We start from the raw sequence: 18131 nt of genomic DNA, 5'->3' as shown, positions 1-18131 counted from the left end.
TGCGCGTCTGAGCATCATTTAACCGATCACACGCGCCCGGCGCCGACCATGGAATACAGTCCGCCGCCCCTCTTCAAGCAAGGTCCGCCCGCGCTCGCGCGGCTCATCTTCTTCGTTGCCCTCGCCATCGCGCTCCTCGTGTCGGACGCGCGCTTCAGCACGCTCGAAATCGTCCGCGGCGTGCTCGGCACCGCGCTCTATCCGCTGCAGCGCGCGGCGCTCGTGCCGCGCGACCTGTTCATGGGCGCGGCCGACATCGCCGTCACCGGCGCGTCGCTGCGCCACGAGAACGACGACCTCCGCAAGCGCAACCTGCAACTGTCGACGCAGGCCAACCAGGCCGCCGTGCTCGCGCAGGAAAACGTGCACCTGCGCGCGGTGCTGGAGCTGCGCCAGCACATCGCGACGCAATCGACGCCAGTCGAGATCCAGTACGACACGAGCGATCCGTTCACGCAGAAGATCGTGATCGGGCAAGGTTCGCAGCAAGGCATCCAGAACGGCGCGCCCGTCGTCAGCGAGAACGGCGTGGTCGGCCAGGTCACGCGCGTGTTCCCGCTGCAGTCCGAAGTCACGCTGGTCACCGACCGCGATCTCGCCATTCCCGTGCAGGTGCTGCGCACCGGCCTGCGCAGCGTGATCTACGGCACGCCGAAGGGCGATTCGCTCGACCTGCGCTTCGTGCCGACGAGCGCGGATCTGGTCGCCGGCGACGAGCTCGTCACGAGCGGCCTCGACGGCGTCTATCCGCCCGGCCTGCCGGTCGCGAAGGTCGCGCGCGTCGACAAGCTCGCCGATACCGCATTCGCACGCGTGACCTGCGCGCCGATCGCCGCCGTGCGCGGCGCGCGCCAGATGCTCGTGCTGCATTACCAGAACGACGTCCCGCCGCGCCCGGCCGAGCCCGATCCGGCCGCCGACAAGAACGCGAAGGGCGGCAAGAAGGGGGCAAAAGGGGCCGCGAAGGGCGAGAAAGCCGACAAGGCCGACGCGAACGCGAAGCCGGCCGCCGGCGCGAAGCCCGCGCCCGTCGCTCCGGCCAAGCCCGCAGCCGGGCAACCAGGAGCCCAGCGATGAACCGCCCGCAATACATCCTGCAGCCGGTCAATCCGTACTTCATCGTCTTCAGCCTCGCCGCTGCGTTCCTGCTGAACCTGATGCCGTGGGGCCGCCTGCCCGGCGTGCCCGACTTCGTCGCGCTCGTGCTGCTGTTCTGGAACATCCACCAGCCGCGCAAGGTCGGGATGGGCGTCGCGTTCGCGCTCGGCATCCTGATGGACGTGCATGACGCGGGGCTGCTCGGCGAGCACGCGCTCGCCTATACGCTGCTGTCGTACGGCGCGATCACGATCCACCGCCGCGTGCTGTGGATGCCGATCGGCGTGCAGGTGCTGTATGTCACGCCGCTGCTCGTCGTCGCGCAACTCGTGCCGTTCGTGATCCGTCTCGTGATGGGCGCCGCGTTCCCGGGCTGGCGCTACCTGGTCGACGGCTTCGTCGAAGCCGCGCTGTGGCCGATCGCGAGCCACCTGCTGCTGATGCCGCAACGCCGCCCGGTCGATCCGGACGATACGCGTCCCATCTGAGCCGCGCCGCCAGGACCGACCTTGAATACTTGCCGCCCCCACGCCCACCGCGCACCGCGCTCCGGGGCGGCACCTCGCCCGCCCGCCCGCGGGTCAGACCGACCGTAACCGCATGACCGAATTCAACGACACCCAACAGCAGCTCTCGAAGTTCCGCCTGCGCGTCGCGGCGGCGGGCGTGTTCGTGTTCGTCTGCTTCGGGCTGCTCGCGAGCCGCTTCTTCTACCTGCAGTTGATGCAGCACGGCAAATACGCGCTGCAGGCCGAGGAAAACCGCATTTCGGTCGCGCCGATCGTGCCGAACCGCGGGATCATCACCGACCGCAACGGCGTGATCCTCGCGAAGAACTACTCGGCCTACACGCTCGAGATCACGCCGTCGAAGCTCGACGACACGCTCGACCACACGATCGACAAGCTGTCCGAGATCATCCCGATCGACGCACGCGACCGCCGCCGCTTCAAGAAGCTGCAGGAAGACTCGAAGAACTTCGAGAGCCTGCCGATCCGCACGCGGCTCACCGACGCGGAAGTCGCGCGCTTCACCGCGCAGCGCTTCCGCTTCCCCGGCGTCGACGTGCGCGCGCGGCTGTTCCGGCAATACCCGCTCGGGATGACGGCCGCGCACGTGATCGGCTATATCGGCCGGATCTCGAAGCGCGACCAGGATCGCATCGACTCGGTGAGCGACGACAACGACAGCGACCAGGAAAACTACGATCCGCGCCGCGACGCGAACAACTACAAGGGCACCGACTACATCGGCAAGATCGGCGTCGAGCAGAGCTACGAGACCGAGCTGCACGGGCTGACGGGCTTCGAGGAAGTCGAGGTGACGGCCGGCGGCCGGCCCGTGCGCACGCTGTCGCGCACGCAGGCGACGCCCGGCAACAACCTCGTGCTGTCGCTCGACATCGCGCTGCAACAGGTCGCCGAGCAGGCGTTCGCCGGCAAGCGCGGCGCGCTCGTCGCGATCGAGCCGAAGACGGGCGACGTGCTCGCGTTCGTGTCGTCGCCGAGCTTCGACCCGAACTCGTTCGTCGACGGCATCGACCAGCAGACCTGGGACGAGCTGAACAACTCGACCGACAAGCCGCTGCTGAACCGCCCGCTGCACGGCACCTACCCGCCCGGCTCGACGTACAAGCCGTTCATGGCGCTGGCCGGCCTGACGCTCGGCAAGCGCACGCCGGGCTGGGGCTTCCAGGATCCCGGCTACTTCACGTTCGGCGGCCACACGTTCCGCAACGACGTGCGCTCCGGCCAGGGCTGGGTCGACATGAACAAGGCGATCATGGTGTCGAACGACACCTACTTCTACATGCTCGCGCGCGACCTCGGCGTGAACGCGATCGCGAACTTCATGAAGCCGTTCGGCTTCGGCCAGATTACCGGGATCGACATCCTGGGCGAGGCGCGCGGGATCCTGCCGTCGACCGACTGGAAGAAGAAGGCGTTCAAGAAGGCCGCGCAGCAGAAGTGGTTCGACGGCGAGACGATCAGCCTCGGGATCGGCCAGGGCTACAACTCGTTCACGATCCTGCAGCTCGCGCACGCAACCGCGACGCTCGCGAACAACGGCGTCGTGATGAAGCCCCACCTCGTGAAGGAAATCGAGGATCCGATCTCGCGCGGGCGCCGCCTGACCGTGCCGAAGGAAAGCGAAGTGATCCCGCTCAAGGCAGCCGACATCGACGTCGTGAAGCGCGGGATGGAGAACGTGATCGAAAATCCGTCCGGCACCGCGTACAAGGTGTTCCGCGGCGCGCCGTACCTCGCGGCCGGCAAGACCGGTACCGCGCAGGTGTTCTCGCTGCAGGGCTCCAACTACAAGGGCCACCTGCTCGCCGAGCATCTGCGCGACCACGCGCTGTTCATCGCGTACGCGCCGGTCGACCATCCGCAGATCGCCGTCGCGCTGGTCGTCGAGAACGGCGGCTGGGGCGCGCAGGCCGCGGGCCCGATCGCGCGCCGCGTGCTCGACTACTACCTCGTCGAGCGCCAGAACCCGAAGAACGAGGCCGCGGCCGTGGCCGCCGCCGCGTCGGCGACCGAGCCGGTGAGCACGCCCGTGATCGGCGACGCATCGAAGCCCGCCGCCGTCGCGGCCGGCTTCACGGCGCTGCCGCAGCCGGTCGTGCCGACCGCGGCCAGCGCGGCGGAGGCCGCATCGGCGCCCGTTGCGTCGGGTGCGACCGGCGCCAGCGCGGCACCGCCCGCCGACGCGAGCGCCGCGGCGCCGCGGGCCGCGAGCCTGCCGCCGATCCGGCGCCCGCACCGGCCGCGCCGGCCCGCCAGCGACGCGCAGCCGCTCGTCGCCACGCCGCGGGACGACAACCACCGTGCGACGGCCCCCGCGAAAGCGGCGGACGCCGGCACCGCTCATTAACGGAGAAAGGCATGCAATTCGACAAGCGCGCCTGGCTCGACAAGATCAAGCAGATGTTCGCGGGCTTCGACCGCCCGCTCGCCCTCATCGTGTTCCTGCTGCTGTGCGTCGGCATCGTCACGCTGTACAGCGCGGCGATCGACATGCCGGGCCGCGTCGAGGACCAGTTGCGCAACATCCTGCTGACGTTCGTGCTGATGTGGGTGATCGCCAACATCCCGCCGACCACGCTGATGCGCTTCGCGGTCCCGCTATACACGTTCGGGGTCGCGCTGCTGGTTGCAGTCGCGCTGTTCGGGATGACCAAGAAGGGCGCGAAACGCTGGCTGAACGTCGGTGTCGTGATCCAGCCGTCCGAGATCCTCAAGATCGCGACACCGCTGATGCTCGCGTGGTACTACCAGCGCCGTGAAGGCGGGCTGCGCTGGTACGACTTCCTCGCCGCGTTCGGGATCCTGCTGGTGCCGGTCGGGCTGATCGCGAAGCAGCCCGACCTCGGCACGGGCCTGCTCGTGTTCGCGGCCGGCTTCTTCGTGATCTATCTCGCCGGCCTGTCGTTCAAGCTGATCGTGCCCGTGCTCGTCGCGGGCGTGATCGCGGTCGGCTCGATCGCCGTGTTCGAGCAGCGCATCTGCCAGCCCGAAGTACAGTGGCCGCTGATGCACGACTATCAGAAGCACCGCGTGTGCACGCTGCTCGACCCGACCTCCGACCCGCTCGGCAAGGGCTTCCACACGATCCAGGCCGTGATCGCGATCGGCTCGGGCGGCGTGCTCGGCAAGGGCTACCTGAAAGGCACGCAGGCGCACCTCGAATTCATTCCGGAGAAGCACACCGACTTCATCTTCGCGGTGTTCTCGGAGGAATGGGGGCTCGTCGGCGGGCTCGTGCTGCTGACGCTGTACATGGCGCTGATCGCGCGCGGGCTCTATATCGCCGCGCAGGGCGCGACGCTGTTCGGCCGCCTGCTCGCGGGCTCGCTCACGCTCGCGTTCTTCGTCTACGCGTTCGTCAACATCGGGATGGTGAGCGGGGTGCTGCCGGTCGTCGGCGTGCCGCTGCCGTTCATGAGTTACGGCGGCACCGCGCTCACGACGCTCGGCATCGCGATCGGGATGATCATGAGCGTCGGGCGGCAGCGGCGCCTGATGAAGAGCTGACCGCGCGGCACGCACCGCGGAAAGAAAACGGCGCCCCGGCGCCGTTTTTCAATTGAGCGCGGCGAACGCGGCCACGCAGCGCGGCTCCCGCTCACGGCGGCGGCGCGTGCGGTCCGCCTTGCTCCGCGCCGGCGCCCGATGCCGGCCCCTGCGTCTTCAGCCGCGCGCTCAACTCCTTGAATTTCAGCCCGGCCGCCTCGTCGCCTTGCGCGGCCGCCGCCGCGTAATACGCCCGCGCGATGTTCAGGTTCAGCGCGACGCCGTCGCCGCCGCGCTCGTAGAACGACGCGGTCACGTACTGCGCGGTCGGCTCGCCCGCGTCGGCGGCCTGCTTGTACCATGCAAACGCCTGCCGGTTGTCGCGCGGCGTGCCGCGCCCGTCGAGGAACTGGTTCGCGAGCGACAGTTCGGCCTGCACGTGCCCCTGCTTCGCCGCCCGCAGGAACCAGCGATGCGCTTCGGCCGGATTACGTGCGACGAACTCGCCGTCGTCGAACATCCGGCCGTACACGTACTGTGCATGCGACATGTTCGCGTCGGCCGCGCGCTTCAGCCAGCGCAGCCCTTCGTCGACGTTCGCCGTCACGCCCTCGCCCGTCAGCAGCATCATCGCGTAGTTGAATTGCGCGAGACGGTCGCCGCGCTCGGCCGCGTCGTGGAACTGCACCAGCGCCGCGCGATAGTCGCCGGCGTTGTAGTCGGCGACCGCCGATTGCGTCTCGTGCGACGGATCGGGCTTCGCTTGCGGCGCACCCTGCGCGGCGGCGGCGGCACACACGATCCACAGGCCGAGCATCGCGCCGATCCGCTTGCGCGCCCCGGTCGCACCCTGCGCCCGCGCGCGGCTCGCACCGTCGCCGTTCATGACCGTACCTCCTGCAGCGCCTGCCGTGTGGCGCGCAACAACCAGCTCACGTCGGCCGACAGCGTGATCATCCGGTAGCCGGCCTCGCGGTACTGGCGCGCGCCTGCCGTATCCCCCGCGAAGATGCCGACCGCGACGCCGGCCTGCTTGCCGGCCGCGAGTACGCGCGCCATCGCGGTTTCGACATCCGGGTGGCGGATGTCGCCGAGATGCCCGAGGCTCGCCGCGAGATCGGCCGGGCCGATGAACAGGCAGTCGATGCCGGGCGTCGCCGCGATCCGATCGACTTCGTCGACACCGCGCGCCGACTCGATCTGCACGATCACCGCGACCTGCGCGTTCGCGCTCTGCAGGTAATCGCGGCGCATGCCGAACGCCGCCGCGCGCACCATGCCCGCGACGCCGCGCAGCCCGTCGGGCGATTCGGGCGACGGGAAGCGCGTCAGCCGCACCGCGTGCGCGGCGTCGTCGGGCGTCTCGATGCACGGAAACATCAGCGTGCGTGCGCCGGCGTCGAGCGCGCGCTTCACGAGCCACGGCTCGCGCGCCGGCACGCGCACGACGGGCTCGCTCGGCAGGTGCGCGGCAGCGATCGCGCGCAACTGCGAGGCGACGTCGCGGCTGTCGTTCGGCGCGTGCTCCATGTCGATGCAGAGCCAGTCGTAGCCCGCGTGCGCGAGCGCTTCCGCGGCCGAGTCGCTGCCGAGCGACAGCCACAGGCCGTACAGCGGCTCGTCGCCGTCGCGCAGGCGTTGTTTCAGGGAATTGGTGAGCGTGCTCATCGATACGGCCTCCTGGACGGAACGGCACTCGAACGGGGCAAGCAACAGGCAAGGCGGCGCGACGACGCGCCGGACAGCGAAGCGCGGCGGCGCCAGGCCGGGCCCTTGAACGTTAGTCGGACGTGGGCGGCCGATCTGACAGCGCGGGCCGCGCGACGGCGCACGGATGCGTTTCGCGGTGCCACGCAACGATCATAGCGCGGCGTTACGCGGAATGTGGGAACGGACGGGGAGCGGCGCCGGTGCGGAACAAGGCCGCGTGGCGCCGTGGCGAGCAGCCCGCGCCGGCCGGCGGGGCTGCCGGGAAGGCAGGATCAGCGACCGGGCTGGCGCTCGACGTCGGCCCAGCAGTTCGGCGTTTCGTACAGGCGCACGCGCTCGAGGCGCAGGTTCACGCCGTAGTGCGCGTCGTACACGTTCGCGAGGAGGTCGAACGCGATTGCCGCGAGATTCTCGACGGTCGGGATCCGGTCGATCACGACGGTCTTGTGGTCGGCCATCTGCTCGAGGAACGAGCGCACGACCTCGTCGCGCGCGTAGACCAGGAACGCGTGGTCCCACTTGCTGACGAGGTGCTCGACCGCGAGCGCCTTCACGTCGGCGAAATCCATCACCATGCCGCGGTCGGGCGCCCCCTCGGTATCGACGAGATCGCCGCGCAGCGTGACTTCGAGCACGTAGCGATGGCCATGCAGGTTCCGGCACTGGCTGCGGTGATCGGGAATGCGGTGGCCCGCGTCGAATTCGAGTTTTCGGGTAATCAGCACGATGTCAAAGGCCGTGGCTCAGGGAATGTTCAGATATTTGTGGGTCTGCATCGACAGGCGCCACTGCGGATGACGCTTGCACCAGTCGATCGCGAGCTTCGTATTGAGGTCGCGCGACGGGCCGTCCATCGGCTGGACGAGGAAATACTCGAAGTCGAGCTTCGCGTAGTCGGCCAGCCGCTGGTTGTCCTGCGGGATCACGACCTTCAGTTCATTGCCCTTCGTGACGACGAGCGGCGCGTCGGCCTTCGGGCTCACGCAGATCCAGTCGATCGTCTCGAGCACCGGCATCGAGCCGTTGGTCTCGATCGCGATCTCGAAGCCCGCCGCGTGCAGCGCGTCGACGAGCGGCTGGTCGAGCTGCAGCATCGGCTCGCCGCCCGTGCAGACGACGAAGCGGTGCGCTTCGCCATCCGGCCACAGGCCGGCGATCGTCGCGACGAGCGCTTCGGCGTCCTTGAACTTGCCGCCGTTCTCGCCGTCGGTGCCGACGAAGTCCGTATCGCAGAAGCGGCACACGGCCTCCGCACGATCCTCTTCGCGGCCCGACCACAGGTTGCAGCCGGCGAACCGGCAGAACACGGCCGGCCGGCCCGCGTTCGCGCCCTCGCCCTGCAACGTATAGAAAATTTCCTTGACCGCGTAAGTCATCGTCCTTCGTCCGGCTCGCGCCGCTCGTTGTCGATCAGAATCCGTTATCCATCAAGCGCTGCCGGCGCACCCGCGTCACAGCGGCGCTTCGGTCACCCGCTCACCCTTCAGGTAGGCCTCGTAGCCGCGCTTGCGCAGCTTGCAGGCCGGGCACTCGCCGCAGCCGAAGCCCCAGTCGTGCAGTTCAGCGCGCTCGCCCACGTAACACGTGTGCGTCTCGACGCGGATCAGTTCGACGAGCGCCTCGCCGCCGAGCTGTTCGGCGAGCTGCCAGGTCTGCGCCTTGTCGAGCCACATCAGCGGCGTCTCGAGCACGATGCGCGTGTCCATCCCGAGGTTCAGCGCGACCTGCAGCGCCTTCATCGTGTCGTCGCGGCAATCCGGGTAGCCCGAAAAATCGGTCTCGCACATGCCGCCGACCAGCACGCGCAGCCCGCGGCGATAGGCGATCGCCGCGGCGATCGTCATGAACAGCAGGTTGCGGCCCGGCACGAACGTGTTCGGCAAGCCGTTCGCCGCCGTCTCGATCTCGATCGTCCGCGTCATCGCGGTATCGCTGATCGCGCCGAGCACCGACAGGTCGACCATGTGATCGTCGCCGAGCCGGTCCGACCATGCGGGAAACCGGCTCTTCAGCGTTTCGCGCACGCCTTCGCGACACTCGAGCTCGACGCGATGGCGCTGGCCGTAGTCGAAGCCAAGGGTCTCGACCGTCTGGTAGCGTTCGAGGGCCCATGCCACGCACGTGGCCGAGTCCTGCCCACCGGAAAACAACACGAGCGCGCCGTCTTTAGCGTCTGTCCGAATCACCGTGATACTCCGTGAATGTGTAGGCTCGCGTCGCACTGCGCCCCAGGGCCGGCTGCCGCCGGGCGGCCCGACGCGTGCCGGCTTGCGCCGGCTCGACCAGTATAGGCAGCGCGATCGGCCGCGAACGCGGCGGCGCGCTTATACCGCCCATCGCGCGGTATCGTTGCCGCGCGCATCAAGCGATGCGCTAAGTCATTGAACGGGCACGGATTTTATCACGCCCCCGCGAATGCTGCCGCGCACACCGCAGATGACGCGCAATACCCACCACAAACGAAAAACCCCAAGAACCTTCCGATTCTTGGGGTTGGAACTGCTGGTGGCCTGGGACGGAATCGAACCATCGACACGCGGATTTTCAATCCGCTGCTCTACCAACTGAGCTACCGGGCCAACGAAGAAGAGAAAGTATAGCGAGCTTCTCGCACCTGCTCAAGTGTTTTCGCAAAAAAATTTATAAAGCGCCTTCGGACGGCTTCTTGCCGAGCTCGACGCCGAGCTGCTTGAGCTTGCGATACAGGTGCGTGCGCTCGAGGCCCGTCTTCTCCGCGACGCGCGTCATGCTGCCGTTCTCGCGCGCGAGGTGATATTCGAAGTACGCACGCTCGAACGCATCGCGCGCTTCGCGCAACGGGATGTCGAACGGGATCGCTGCCGTCTGGCCCGCGAGGCCGAGTGCCGAAGCCATGTCGTCGCCGAGCGTCGGCAGCGCAGCCGCGGACGCAACCGCCGCGGGTCCCGCGGCCTGTCCGGCGCCGGCCTTCGCCGCCGCGTTGGCGGACATCGGCGCCGCGCCGCGTGCGAGACCGTGCTCGACGGACTTCAGCAGCCTTTGCAGCGCGATGGGTTTCTCGAGGAAATCGAGCGCGCCGATCTTCGTCGCCTCGACGGCCGTATCGATCGTCGCATGCCCGGACATCATGATCACGGGCATCGTCAGCAGCCCCTGCGCCGCCCATTCCTTGAGCAACGTCACGCCGTCGGTATCGGGCATCCAGATATCGAGCAGCACGAGATCGGGAGCCTGATTCAACCGGTATTCCCGCGCGGCCTGCGCGTTCTCCGCCGCCTCGACGACATGTCCTTCATCGCTGAGGATCTCCGAGAGCAATTCCCGGATGCCCATTTCATCATCTACCACCAGGATGGTTGCCATTTACGCTGCCTTTGTCTGCACACTTGCTTTTGTCTTAGCGGGGGCCGTCCCGCCCTGCACGCCTGGTTCGGCGCCTGGCGCATCGCTCGCCATCTGCAGGAACAGGATCGACACCTGCGCACCCTCGACGCTCTCGCCGTGCATGCGATTGCGCAGATCGATCCGCGCGCCGTGCTCGTCGACGATTTTCTTGACCGTGGCCAACCCCAGCCCCGTGCCCTTCGCCTTCGTCGTCACGTAAGGCTCGAACGCGCGGGTCAGGATGCGCGCCGGAAAACCGGGCCCGTTGTCGGACACGGTAAGACGTACCGCGACGCGTGTTTTGCCGTCGGCGTCGGGATCGCCATATTCTACTGTCTTGGTTTCGATCAACACACGCGGATGCGCAGACTCCGCGACCGAATCCTGCGCATTCTGCAGCAGGTTGTGAATCACCTGGCGCAATTGCGTCGCGTCGCCGCGAATCACCGGCAGCGACGGCGCGAGCTCGGCGACGATCGGGTTCTTGCCTTCGCCGACGCCATACAGCCCGAGCACTTCGCTCACCAGTTCGTTGAGCTGCAGGTTCGCGAGCACGGCCGGCGGCGTGCGCGCGTATTCGCGGAAATCGTCGACCATCCGCTTCATCGCGGCCACCTGGTTGACGATCATCGTCGCGCCGCGCTTGAGCACATCGGCGTCGGGCGGCGCGAGCTTGTCGGACAGCTTCATCTGCAGCCGCTCGGCCGACAGCTGGATCGGCGTCAGCGGGTTCTTGATCTCGTGCGCGAGCCGGCGCGCGACCTCGCCCCACGCGACCGAACGCTGCGCGGAGATCACGTCGGAGATGTCGTCGAACACGACGACATAGCCCGCCGTCTGCGGATCGTCTTCCTGCCCCTCGACCGTCGACATCAGCCGCGTGCCGCGCACCAGCAGCGTCAGCGGGTCGGTTTCGCCGGGCACCTCGACCGCGAACTGCTGCTGCCAGTGGCCGTGATCGCCGCTGCCGCTGTCGGCCGCCTCGCGATCGGCGAATGCCTTGCGCATCATCGCACCGAACCCGGCGACGACGCCAATCTGGTCGAGCGTCGTGCCGATCAGCGAATTGAACGGCTGCCGGAAGATCCGCTCGGCGCCGCGGTTGGCCGTCGTCAGCCGGAACTGGCGGTCGAGCACGAACACGCCGGCCGTCAGGTTCGCGAGGATGCTTTCGAGATACGCCTTCGAATGCTCGAGCGCGATGCGGTTCTTCTCGACCGCGAGGCGCGCCTCGGAGAGCTGGCGCGTCATCGCGTTGAACGACTGCGTGAGGAAGCCGAGCTCGTCGCGCGTCTTGATCTCGCGTTTCGGCGTGTAGTCGCCTTCCGCGACCTCCTTCGTGCCCTGCGCGAGCAGGAACAGCGGCCGCGCGAGCTGCTGGCCGAGCGCAAGCGCGAGCATCATCGCGATGAAGGTCGCGAGGAACAGCGCGAGCGTCAGCGTGCCGATGTACATCTTGCGCAGCCCCGTGCGGCCGAGCGACTTTTCCTGGTACTCGCGATACGCGCGCTGCACGGCGTCGGCGTTGTGCGCAAGTGCAGGCGGCACCGGCTGCGTGAGTTGCAGGAAGCGTTCGGCCGGCTGCAGCAGCGACGTCGTCGCGTCGGGAATCGGCCGCACGACGCGCAGCCGCAGCGGGCCCTTCGCGCCGTGCGCGCGCGGATCGCCGTCGACCTCGCCCTCGATCGCCGCGTACGCGCCGTGTTCGCGCGCCTGGCTCAGCATCAGCGAGGTCGGCAGGTCGTCGGGGATCAGCGCCGCGAAATTGCCCGACGCCTGCGCGACGATGTGCAGGTCGGGCGCCGCGCCCGAGCCGCCGCGGCTCGGCTCGACGATCGTCGCGTCCTGCACGCCGAACTGGTCGCGCAGGCGCAGCAGCGTGAGCGTCGTGCCGTTCGTATTCGCATCGACGCTCGCGAGCTGGTCGGACATCATCCGCGCCTTCGTCTGCAGGTCGGACAGCGATGCGTCGAGCATCCCGCGGCCGAGGTTCAGGCCGGCCGTCAGCGCGGTCTCGACGTTCACGTCGAACCACGATTCGATGCTGCGCGACACGAACTGGTACGACACGATGTAGATGATCCCGCCCGGCACCACGCCGACGAGCGCGAAGAACACCGCGAGCTTCGCGAGCAGCCGCGTGCCGAACTTGCCCTTCCTCAGGCGCACGACGATCATCCCGATCAGCCCGAGCACCACAAGCAGGAACACCAGCGCGACGACGATGTTCGTCGCGTACAGCCACGAGTAGTACCGATCGAAGAATTCGGTGTTCGCGCTCGCGGCCGCGAGCAGCACGAGCAGCAGCAACGCGGTGAGCGCGACGGTCGAGACGATCACGCGAACGAGGAGGCTCTTCCCGCTGGCCGCGCGGCGCACTTTATTTAGCACGTTCGGTCACCGTGAAGTTGAAGCGCTTCCAGTCCGACCCGAGCGTCCAGTCGCGGTTGTTCACGGCATCGACCTGGAACGGCTTCGGCATCAGCGCCGTGTCGAGCTGCATGCGCACCGACGCCGTATAGGTTTCGCCGACGCGCACCTGGTTGCGTTCGATCACGCGCCACGACGTGATGTGCCTGACGACCGCGAGCGCGTCCTTCAGCGTGGGGAAACCGAGCTGCAGGCCGCCCGTCGACACGCGGTACTCGCGCGTGAGCGGCTGGAACGACAGGCGGATAGTCTGCGTCACCGACACCGGCTGCTCGTCGAACCAGTACCAGCGCGCGCGGCTCAGCTCGAAGTCGGTCGTGAAATAAAGCGGGATGCCCTTGTTGACGGCATCCTCGAGGTTCGGATTCAGCTCGAAATCGAACCGGGCGTCGAGGCTCCAGCCGCTTCCGTCGGCCTGGAGCGACGCGCGCTGCACGGCGATCGATTCGGCATGCGCCGGCCGGACGATGGCCAGGCACAGCGTCAACGCGACCATCAGGACGGCCGCGAGCCGAAGTGGAAAAAGGTGTTTGATCGTCACCGTTTCTGAAACCGCGCGTAGAAAAATCCGTCGTGATCGGTGTTCTGGTCGAGTGCGCCGGCGGCCGCCCCTCCCTGCACTCCGCCCGGCAGCAGTTGGCCGGGGGCGTCCAATCGTACCGCATCTTCACAGGCCGCTTCAAACCAGCGGGCCTGCAACTCGCCTTCTTCGGGGAAGACCGAACAGGTCACGTAAAGCAGTTCGCCGCCCGGCTTCACGAGCGGCCACAACGCCGACAGGATGCGACGCTGTTCCGCGACGAGCGCCGGAATGTCGGCCTCGCGGCGCAGCCAGCGAATGTCGGGATGCCGCCGTACGATGCCGGACGCCGAGCACGGCACATCGGCCAGGATACGGTCGAACGGGCGCCCGTCGTACCACGCGTCGGGCGCACCCGCATCGCCGACGCGCACGTCCGCTTCGAGCGACAGGCGCACGAGATTCTCGCCGATGCGTGCCGCGCGCGCCGCATCGCTTTCGAGCGCGACGACTTCCGCACGGGCCAGTTCGAGAATATGACCGGTCTTGCCGCCGGGCGCCGCGCATGCGTCGAGCACGCGCATGCCGTCGCGCGCGCCGAGCCATTCGGCCGCGAGCTGTGCGCCAGCGTCCTGCACCGACACCACGCCGTCGGCGAATCCCGGAATGCGCTCGACCGGCAGCGCCGACGCGAGCCGCACCGCATGCCGGCCGATCGCGGTCGCTTCGATCCCGCTCGCGCGCAGCGTGTCGAGATACGCGTCGACGCTCGCACGGCGCGCATTCACGCGCAGCGTCAGCGGCCCCTGGCGCTCGCCGGCCGCGAGGATCGCCTGCCATGCGTCGGGCCATGCGCGCTTCACCGCATCGACCCACCATGCACGGTAATTCCAGCGTGCGACGGCGTCGTCCTGCATCGCCGCGACGAGCGCGTCGCGCTCGCGCAGGAACCGGCGCAGCACCGCGTTGACCATCCCCTTCGCGAACGCATATTCGCGGCGCGCGCCGATCACGGTCACGGCCTGGTCGACAACCGTGAACGCCGAATACGCTGCCTCGTCCGCCGGGTCGAGCAACAGCGCGAGTGCGCCGGCCAGCACCGCGTACACGTGCGCGGGCGGCGCCTTGCTGACGAGCCGGCCGATCAGCCAGTCCGCGCTGCCGAGGCGACGCATCGTCCGGTAGGCGACGTCCTGCGTCGCGCCGCGCGCGAGCGCCTGCGCACCGGACGCCATCTGCGCGAATACCGCGGAGAGTGCTGCCGGCAGCGCGGTACCGCGCCGCACTGCATCGACCGCCTGCGCGGCCGCGTCGAGTGCGAAGCCGAGCGAATCGGGCGCCAGATGCGGCGCGGCCAGGCGCGCCGGGCGGCCGGAAGAAGGCGGAGCGGAAGAACGGGTTCGTGTCATCAGAGCGGAATCGGCAAACAAGCGCAGCAAACAAATACGGCAAACGGCAGGATCGCGGCCGCCACGTGGCCCCGCGCTCCCAAACCGCGCATTGTAGCGTGCGACCACGCGGCCCCTTTGGCCCCTTTACGGCTCGCACAAATGAAACACCCCGCAGCGCGAAGCGTGCGGGGTGGCGGGACGGACGCCACGCGGCAACCGCCGCGCGGCGTGCCGAGGCTTAGTCGAAGCGGCCGGTACGCGCCATCTCCATCAGGCGCGCGATGCGCTCCTCGGTGGCCGGGTGCGTCGAGAACAGGTTTTTCAGGCCGCCGCCGTGCAGCGGGTTCATGATCATCATCTGCGCGGTGGCCGGATGCGCCTCGGCCGCCTGGAACGGAATGCCGGCCGCATAGCGATGGATCTTGTCGAGCGCGGTCGCAAGCGACTGCGGATCGCCGGAAATCTGCGCGCCGCCGCGGTCGGCCTCGAACTCGCGTGCCCGCGAAATCGCCATCTGGATCAGCGCGCCGGCGATCGGCGCGAGCAGCGCGACCGCAATACCCGCGATCGGGTTGGTTGGCCGGCCGTTCTCGTCGCGCCCGCCGAAGAACATCGCGAAGTTCGCGATCGCCGAGATCGCGCCCGCCATCGTCGCGGTGATCGTCGAGATCAGGATGTCGCGGTGCTTCACGTGCGCGAGCTCGTGCGCCATCACGCCGCGCATCTCGCGCTCCGACAGCACGCGCAGGATGCCCGTCGTCGCGGCGACTGCCGCGTGCTCGGGGTTGCGGCCCGTCGCGAACGCGTTCGGCGCGTCCTCGTTGATCAGGTAGACGCGCGGCATCGGCAGGTTCGCGCGCGTGGCCAGCTCGCGCACCATCCGGTAGAACTGCGGCGCCGTGTTCTCGTCGACCTCCTGCGCGTTGTACATGCGCAGCACCATCTTGTCGGAGAACCAGTACGAGAAGAAATTCATGCCGAGCGCGAACAGCAGCGCGATCGTCATGCCGCGCGAGCCGCCGATCATCCCGCCGATCACGATGAACAGGGCCGTGATCGCGGCCATCAGCATCGCCGTTTTGACCCAATTGAACATACCCACTCCTTATCCGTCAGGGAACCCGCCGCGCATCACAGGGCGCGACGGAAAATTGTAAGCGATTTGTTAGATAAGGTCTTGCCGGAAAAATTCAATCTCAGCGTTGCGATGTTGCAAGACGAAGGCCGAGGCCGACGAAAGCGCTGCCGACCGTGCGGTCGAGCCACTTCCTGACGCCCGGCTTGCCGGAAAAGCGCTGCGTGACGCTGCCCGCGACCCAGGCGACCAGGCTGGTCCAGACCGTGCTCATCGCGACGAACACCGCACCGAGGGTCAGGAACGCCCAGGCCTTGTGCGGGCTGTCGACCGACACGAACTGCGGGAAGAACGACACGAAGAACAGCACGACCTTAGGGTTCAGCACGTTGGTCCAGAAGCCCTGCATGAACAGCTGGCGCAGCGGCTTCGCGGCCTGCGTGGCCGCCGTGCCCGACGGCTCGGCCGCCTGCTTCGCAATGATCATCCGCACGCCGAGGTAGATCAGGTAGGCGGCGCCGACCAGCTTGATCACCGTGAACGCGGCAGCCGATGCCGCGAGCAGCGCAGTCAGGCCGAATGCGCACGCGAGCGCGTGAACGCAGCAGCCGGCCGAAATGCCGAGCGCCGACATCAGCCCCGCGCCGCGGCCCTGCGCGACGCTGCGGCCGACGATATAGGCCGTGTCGGGACCGGGCGTGACGTTCAGCAGGAAAACTGCCAGCACGAAGAAGCCGAAATGGGTGATGCCGAACATGAAAACCTCGAAACCGGAGAGCGCAGGGAAATTCTACGCGCGCCTGCCGCGCCGCGCGACTCGGCCGTACGGCCGATTGCGCACGGCCGGCAGGCCGTGTCGAATGGCGCTCAGGCCCCTTCAGGCAACCTCAGGCAGCCTCATCAGGCAGCGCGAAACGCTGGCCCGCCGCGAGCGGCGAGCCGGCGAGGAATTCGCGCGCGGGCAACCGCTTGCCGCCCGGCTTCTGCAGCTGGGTGACGCGCAGCGCGCCGCTGCCGCACGCGACGACCACGCCTTCCGGCGCGGCTTCGACGATCGTGCCGGGCAGCGCGTCGCCGCGCGCCGCCACGGGCTCGGCCGCCCACAGCTTGATCGCCGCGCCGTCGAGCGTCGCGACGCCGCCCGGGAACGGATCGAACGCGCGCACCTGGCGCGCGAGCACGTCGGCAGGCTTGCGCCAGTCGAGCGCCGCTTCATGCTTGCCGATCTTTTCCGCGTAGGTCACGCCGTCGGCCGGCTGCGGCGTCGCCGGCAGCGTGCCGTCGCGCTCGAGTCGCACGAGCGCATCGACGATCAGTCGCGCGCCGTCGGCAGCGAGCCGGTCGTGCAGGGTCGCGGTCGTATCGTCGGGTGCGATCGCGATGCGCGCCTCCTCGATCATCGCGCCGGTGTCGAGGCCGACGTCCATCTGCATCAGCGTGACGCCCGTCTCGGCGTCGCCGGCCTCGATCGCGCGGTGGATCGGCGCGGCGCCGCGCCAGCGCGGCAATAGCGACGCATGGATGTTGATGCAGCCGTCGCGCGGAATGTCGAGCACCTCCTGCGGCAGCAGCAGGCCATACGCGGCAACCACCATCACGTCGTGCGGGGTCGCGCGCAGCAGCTCGATCGCGTCGGCCGCCTCCGCCGGGTACTTGCCCGCACGGCGCAGCGACGGCGGCTGCGCGACGGGCATCCCGTGCTCGACGGCGTAGCGCTTCACGGCGCTCGCCTGCAGCTTCATCCCGCGCCCGGCAGGGCGATCGGGCTGGGTCAGCACGAGCGGCACCGGAAAACCGGCCTCGTGGATCGCGGCGAGGGCAGCCGCGGCGAATTCCGGCGTACCGGCAAAAATCACGCGCAACGTATGGGTCATGACAGCGTTCGGGATCGGGCAGGGCGAACGCGTTACATCGCGCGTTCGAGTTTCTTCATCTTCGTCTTGATGCGCGTCTGCTTGAGCGGCGACAGGTATTCGACGAACACGCGCCCCATCAGGTGATCCATCTCGTGCTGGACGCACACGGCGAGCAGGCCCTCGCAGTCGAGCTCGATGGTCTCGCCCTGCTCGTTGAGCGCGCGCACGCGCACGTGGTCGGGACGCTCGACTTCGTCGTAGATGCCGGGCACCGACAGGCAGCCCTCTTCGTAGATCTGCTTCACGTCGCTCGACCACACGATCTCGGGGTTGATGAACGCGCGCAGCTCGTTCTTCTCCTCGGAAATGTCGATCACGATCACGCGCTCGTGCACGTCGACCTGCGTGGCCGCAAGGCCGATGCCGGGCGCCGCGTACATGGTCTCGGCCATGTCGGCGACGAGCTTGCGGATCCGGTCGTCGACCTTGTCGACGGGCTTGGCGACCTTGTGCAGCCGCTTGTCGGGGTAATGAAGAATATTGAGCAAAGCCATGGCGTTCGGTATTCGGTGGAGCGGCGTGGCGCATCGGCCATCCGGCCGGCTGGCGCCGCCGCCGGGATGCAATGAAGATGAGGCGGATGCGCGGCGAATCAATGCCGCGGATCGCCCT

17 protein-coding genes and 1 tRNA gene are annotated in these 18131 nt (G+C 68.2%); 4 read left to right on the top strand and 14 right to left on the bottom strand.

Annotated elements, in window-relative coordinates; genetic code table 11:
* The first annotated feature begins 48 nt into the window (after window positions 1-48).
* The 4 genes from mreC to rodA all read left to right on the top strand — a co-directional run bounded on the left by mreC (window position 49) and on the right by rodA (window position 5135).
* Window positions 49-1077: a rod shape-determining protein MreC gene (mreC, locus tag BFF94_RS23875; RefSeq protein WP_128845953.1), complete on the top strand. Its 1029-nt coding sequence runs from the start codon at window positions 49-51 to the stop codon at window positions 1075-1077.
* Window positions 1074-1586, top strand: a complete 513-nt coding sequence (gene mreD, locus BFF94_RS23870) for a rod shape-determining protein MreD (protein WP_009687274.1) — start codon at window positions 1074-1076, stop codon at window positions 1584-1586. The genes mreC and mreD overlap by 4 nt, the downstream gene beginning before the upstream one ends.
* 112 nt (window positions 1587-1698) lie before the next feature.
* On the top strand, window positions 1699-3975 hold the full coding sequence (gene mrdA / locus BFF94_RS23865; protein WP_219139924.1) for a penicillin-binding protein 2: 2277 nt from the start codon (window positions 1699-1701) through the stop codon (window positions 3973-3975).
* 11 nt (window positions 3976-3986) lie between these two features.
* Window positions 3987-5135 carry a rod shape-determining protein RodA gene (gene rodA / locus BFF94_RS23860; RefSeq protein WP_128849652.1) on the top strand — a complete coding sequence of 383 codons (1149 nt, stop codon included), beginning with the start codon at window positions 3987-3989 and terminating at the stop codon, window positions 5133-5135.
* A 91-nt stretch (window positions 5136-5226) separates the two neighbouring features.
* Here the strand turns inward: rodA and BFF94_RS23855 are convergent, their stop codons facing one another.
* From BFF94_RS23855 to def, 14 genes are all read right to left on the bottom strand, one after another.
* Window positions 5227-6000, bottom strand: coding sequence for a tetratricopeptide repeat protein (locus BFF94_RS23855; RefSeq protein WP_128843807.1), 774 nt, complete (start codon window positions 5998-6000; stop codon window positions 5227-5229).
* Window positions 5997-6782, bottom strand: coding sequence for an HpcH/HpaI aldolase family protein (locus BFF94_RS23850; RefSeq protein WP_219139923.1), 786 nt, complete (start codon window positions 6780-6782; stop codon window positions 5997-5999). The genes BFF94_RS23855 and BFF94_RS23850 overlap by 4 nt, the downstream gene beginning before the upstream one ends.
* A gap of 314 nt (window positions 6783-7096) precedes the next feature.
* The gene (queD, locus tag BFF94_RS23845) at window positions 7097-7549 is read right to left on the bottom strand and encodes a 6-carboxytetrahydropterin synthase QueD (protein WP_128843806.1); all 453 of its coding nucleotides are present in this window, start codon (window positions 7547-7549) and stop codon (window positions 7097-7099) included.
* Window positions 7550-7567: 18 nt separating this feature from the next.
* Window positions 7568-8200: a 7-carboxy-7-deazaguanine synthase gene (queE, locus tag BFF94_RS23840; protein ID WP_128843805.1), complete on the bottom strand. Its 633-nt coding sequence runs from the start codon at window positions 8198-8200 to the stop codon at window positions 7568-7570.
* Between the two features lie 75 nt (window positions 8201-8275).
* Window positions 8276-9010, bottom strand: coding sequence for a 7-cyano-7-deazaguanine synthase QueC (gene queC / locus BFF94_RS23835; RefSeq protein ID WP_128843804.1), 735 nt, complete (start codon window positions 9008-9010; stop codon window positions 8276-8278).
* Window positions 9011-9327: 317 nt separating this feature from the next.
* Window positions 9328-9403: transfer RNA gene (locus tag BFF94_RS23830), tRNA-Phe, on the bottom strand.
* A 61-nt stretch (window positions 9404-9464) separates the two neighbouring features.
* Window positions 9465-10166 carry a response regulator transcription factor EsaR gene (gene esaR, locus BFF94_RS23825; protein WP_128843803.1) on the bottom strand — a complete coding sequence of 234 codons (702 nt, stop codon included), beginning with the start codon at window positions 10164-10166 and terminating at the stop codon, window positions 9465-9467.
* Entirely contained in the window at window positions 10167-12578 is a 2412-nt protein-coding gene (gene esaS / locus BFF94_RS23820) for a sensor histidine kinase EsaS (RefSeq protein WP_128843802.1), read from the bottom strand.
* Window positions 12568-13158 (bottom strand): DUF4390 domain-containing protein, encoded by a 591-nt coding sequence (locus BFF94_RS23815; protein WP_128843801.1) that lies wholly within the window; start codon window positions 13156-13158, stop codon window positions 12568-12570. The genes esaS and BFF94_RS23815 overlap by 11 nt, the downstream gene beginning before the upstream one ends.
* The gene (gene rsmB / locus BFF94_RS23810) at window positions 13155-14546 is read right to left on the bottom strand and encodes a 16S rRNA (cytosine(967)-C(5))-methyltransferase RsmB (protein WP_219139922.1); all 1392 of its coding nucleotides are present in this window, start codon (window positions 14544-14546) and stop codon (window positions 13155-13157) included. The genes BFF94_RS23815 and rsmB overlap by 4 nt, the downstream gene beginning before the upstream one ends.
* 220 nt (window positions 14547-14766) lie before the next feature.
* Window positions 14767-15624, bottom strand: coding sequence for a zinc metalloprotease HtpX (gene htpX / locus BFF94_RS23805; protein WP_128843800.1), 858 nt, complete (start codon window positions 15622-15624; stop codon window positions 14767-14769).
* A gap of 100 nt (window positions 15625-15724) precedes the next feature.
* A complete protein-coding gene (locus BFF94_RS23800; RefSeq protein WP_128843799.1) occupies window positions 15725-16360 on the bottom strand; it encodes a LysE family translocator in 636 nt (211 codons plus the stop codon).
* Window positions 16361-16490: 130 nt separating this feature from the next.
* Complete coding sequence (fmt, locus tag BFF94_RS23795; RefSeq protein WP_219139921.1) at window positions 16491-17477, bottom strand: methionyl-tRNA formyltransferase; 987 nt, start codon at window positions 17475-17477, stop codon at window positions 16491-16493.
* A 32-nt stretch (window positions 17478-17509) separates the two neighbouring features.
* Window positions 17510-18013, bottom strand: coding sequence for a peptide deformylase (gene def, locus BFF94_RS23790; RefSeq protein WP_128843798.1), 504 nt, complete (start codon window positions 18011-18013; stop codon window positions 17510-17512).
* Window positions 18014-18131: the final 118 nt, after the last annotated feature.

This window comes from Burkholderia catarinensis, from assembly GCF_001883705.2.
Lineage (GTDB): Bacteria > Pseudomonadota > Gammaproteobacteria > Burkholderiales > Burkholderiaceae > Burkholderia > Burkholderia catarinensis.
This window is presented reverse-complemented; position numbering and strand designations above follow the sequence as displayed.

Bases quoted from the DNA above. Each gene is read 5' to 3' on its own strand.
- mreC (WP_128845953.1), top strand. From the start codon at position 49: ATGGAATACAGTCCGCCGCCCCTCTTCAAGCAAGGTCCGCCCGCGCTC.
- mreD (WP_009687274.1), top strand. From the start codon at position 1,074: ATGAACCGCCCGCAATACATCCTGCAGCCGGTCAATCCGTACTTCATC.
- mrdA (WP_219139924.1), top strand. From the start codon at position 1,699: ATGACCGAATTCAACGACACCCAACAGCAGCTCTCGAAGTTCCGCCTG.
- rodA (WP_128849652.1), top strand. From the start codon at position 3,987: ATGCAATTCGACAAGCGCGCCTGGCTCGACAAGATCAAGCAGATGTTC.
- BFF94_RS23855 (WP_128843807.1), bottom strand. From the start codon at position 6,000: ATGAACGGCGACGGTGCGAGCCGCGCGCGGGCGCAGGGTGCGACCGGG.
- BFF94_RS23850 (WP_219139923.1), bottom strand. From the start codon at position 6,782: ATGAGCACGCTCACCAATTCCCTGAAACAACGCCTGCGCGACGGCGAC.
- queE (WP_128843805.1), bottom strand. From the start codon at position 8,200: ATGACTTACGCGGTCAAGGAAATTTTCTATACGTTGCAGGGCGAGGGC.
- esaR (WP_128843803.1), bottom strand. From the start codon at position 10,166: ATGGCAACCATCCTGGTGGTAGATGATGAAATGGGCATCCGGGAATTG.
- rsmB (WP_219139922.1), bottom strand. From the start codon at position 14,546: ATGACACGAACCCGTTCTTCCGCTCCGCCTTCTTCCGGCCGCCCGGCG.
- htpX (WP_128843800.1), bottom strand. From the start codon at position 15,624: ATGTTCAATTGGGTCAAAACGGCGATGCTGATGGCCGCGATCACGGCC.
- BFF94_RS23800 (WP_128843799.1), bottom strand. From the start codon at position 16,360: ATGTTCGGCATCACCCATTTCGGCTTCTTCGTGCTGGCAGTTTTCCTG.
- fmt (WP_219139921.1), bottom strand. From the start codon at position 17,477: ATGACCCATACGTTGCGCGTGATTTTTGCCGGTACGCCGGAATTCGCC.
- def (WP_128843798.1), bottom strand. From the start codon at position 18,013: ATGGCTTTGCTCAATATTCTTCATTACCCCGACAAGCGGCTGCACAAG.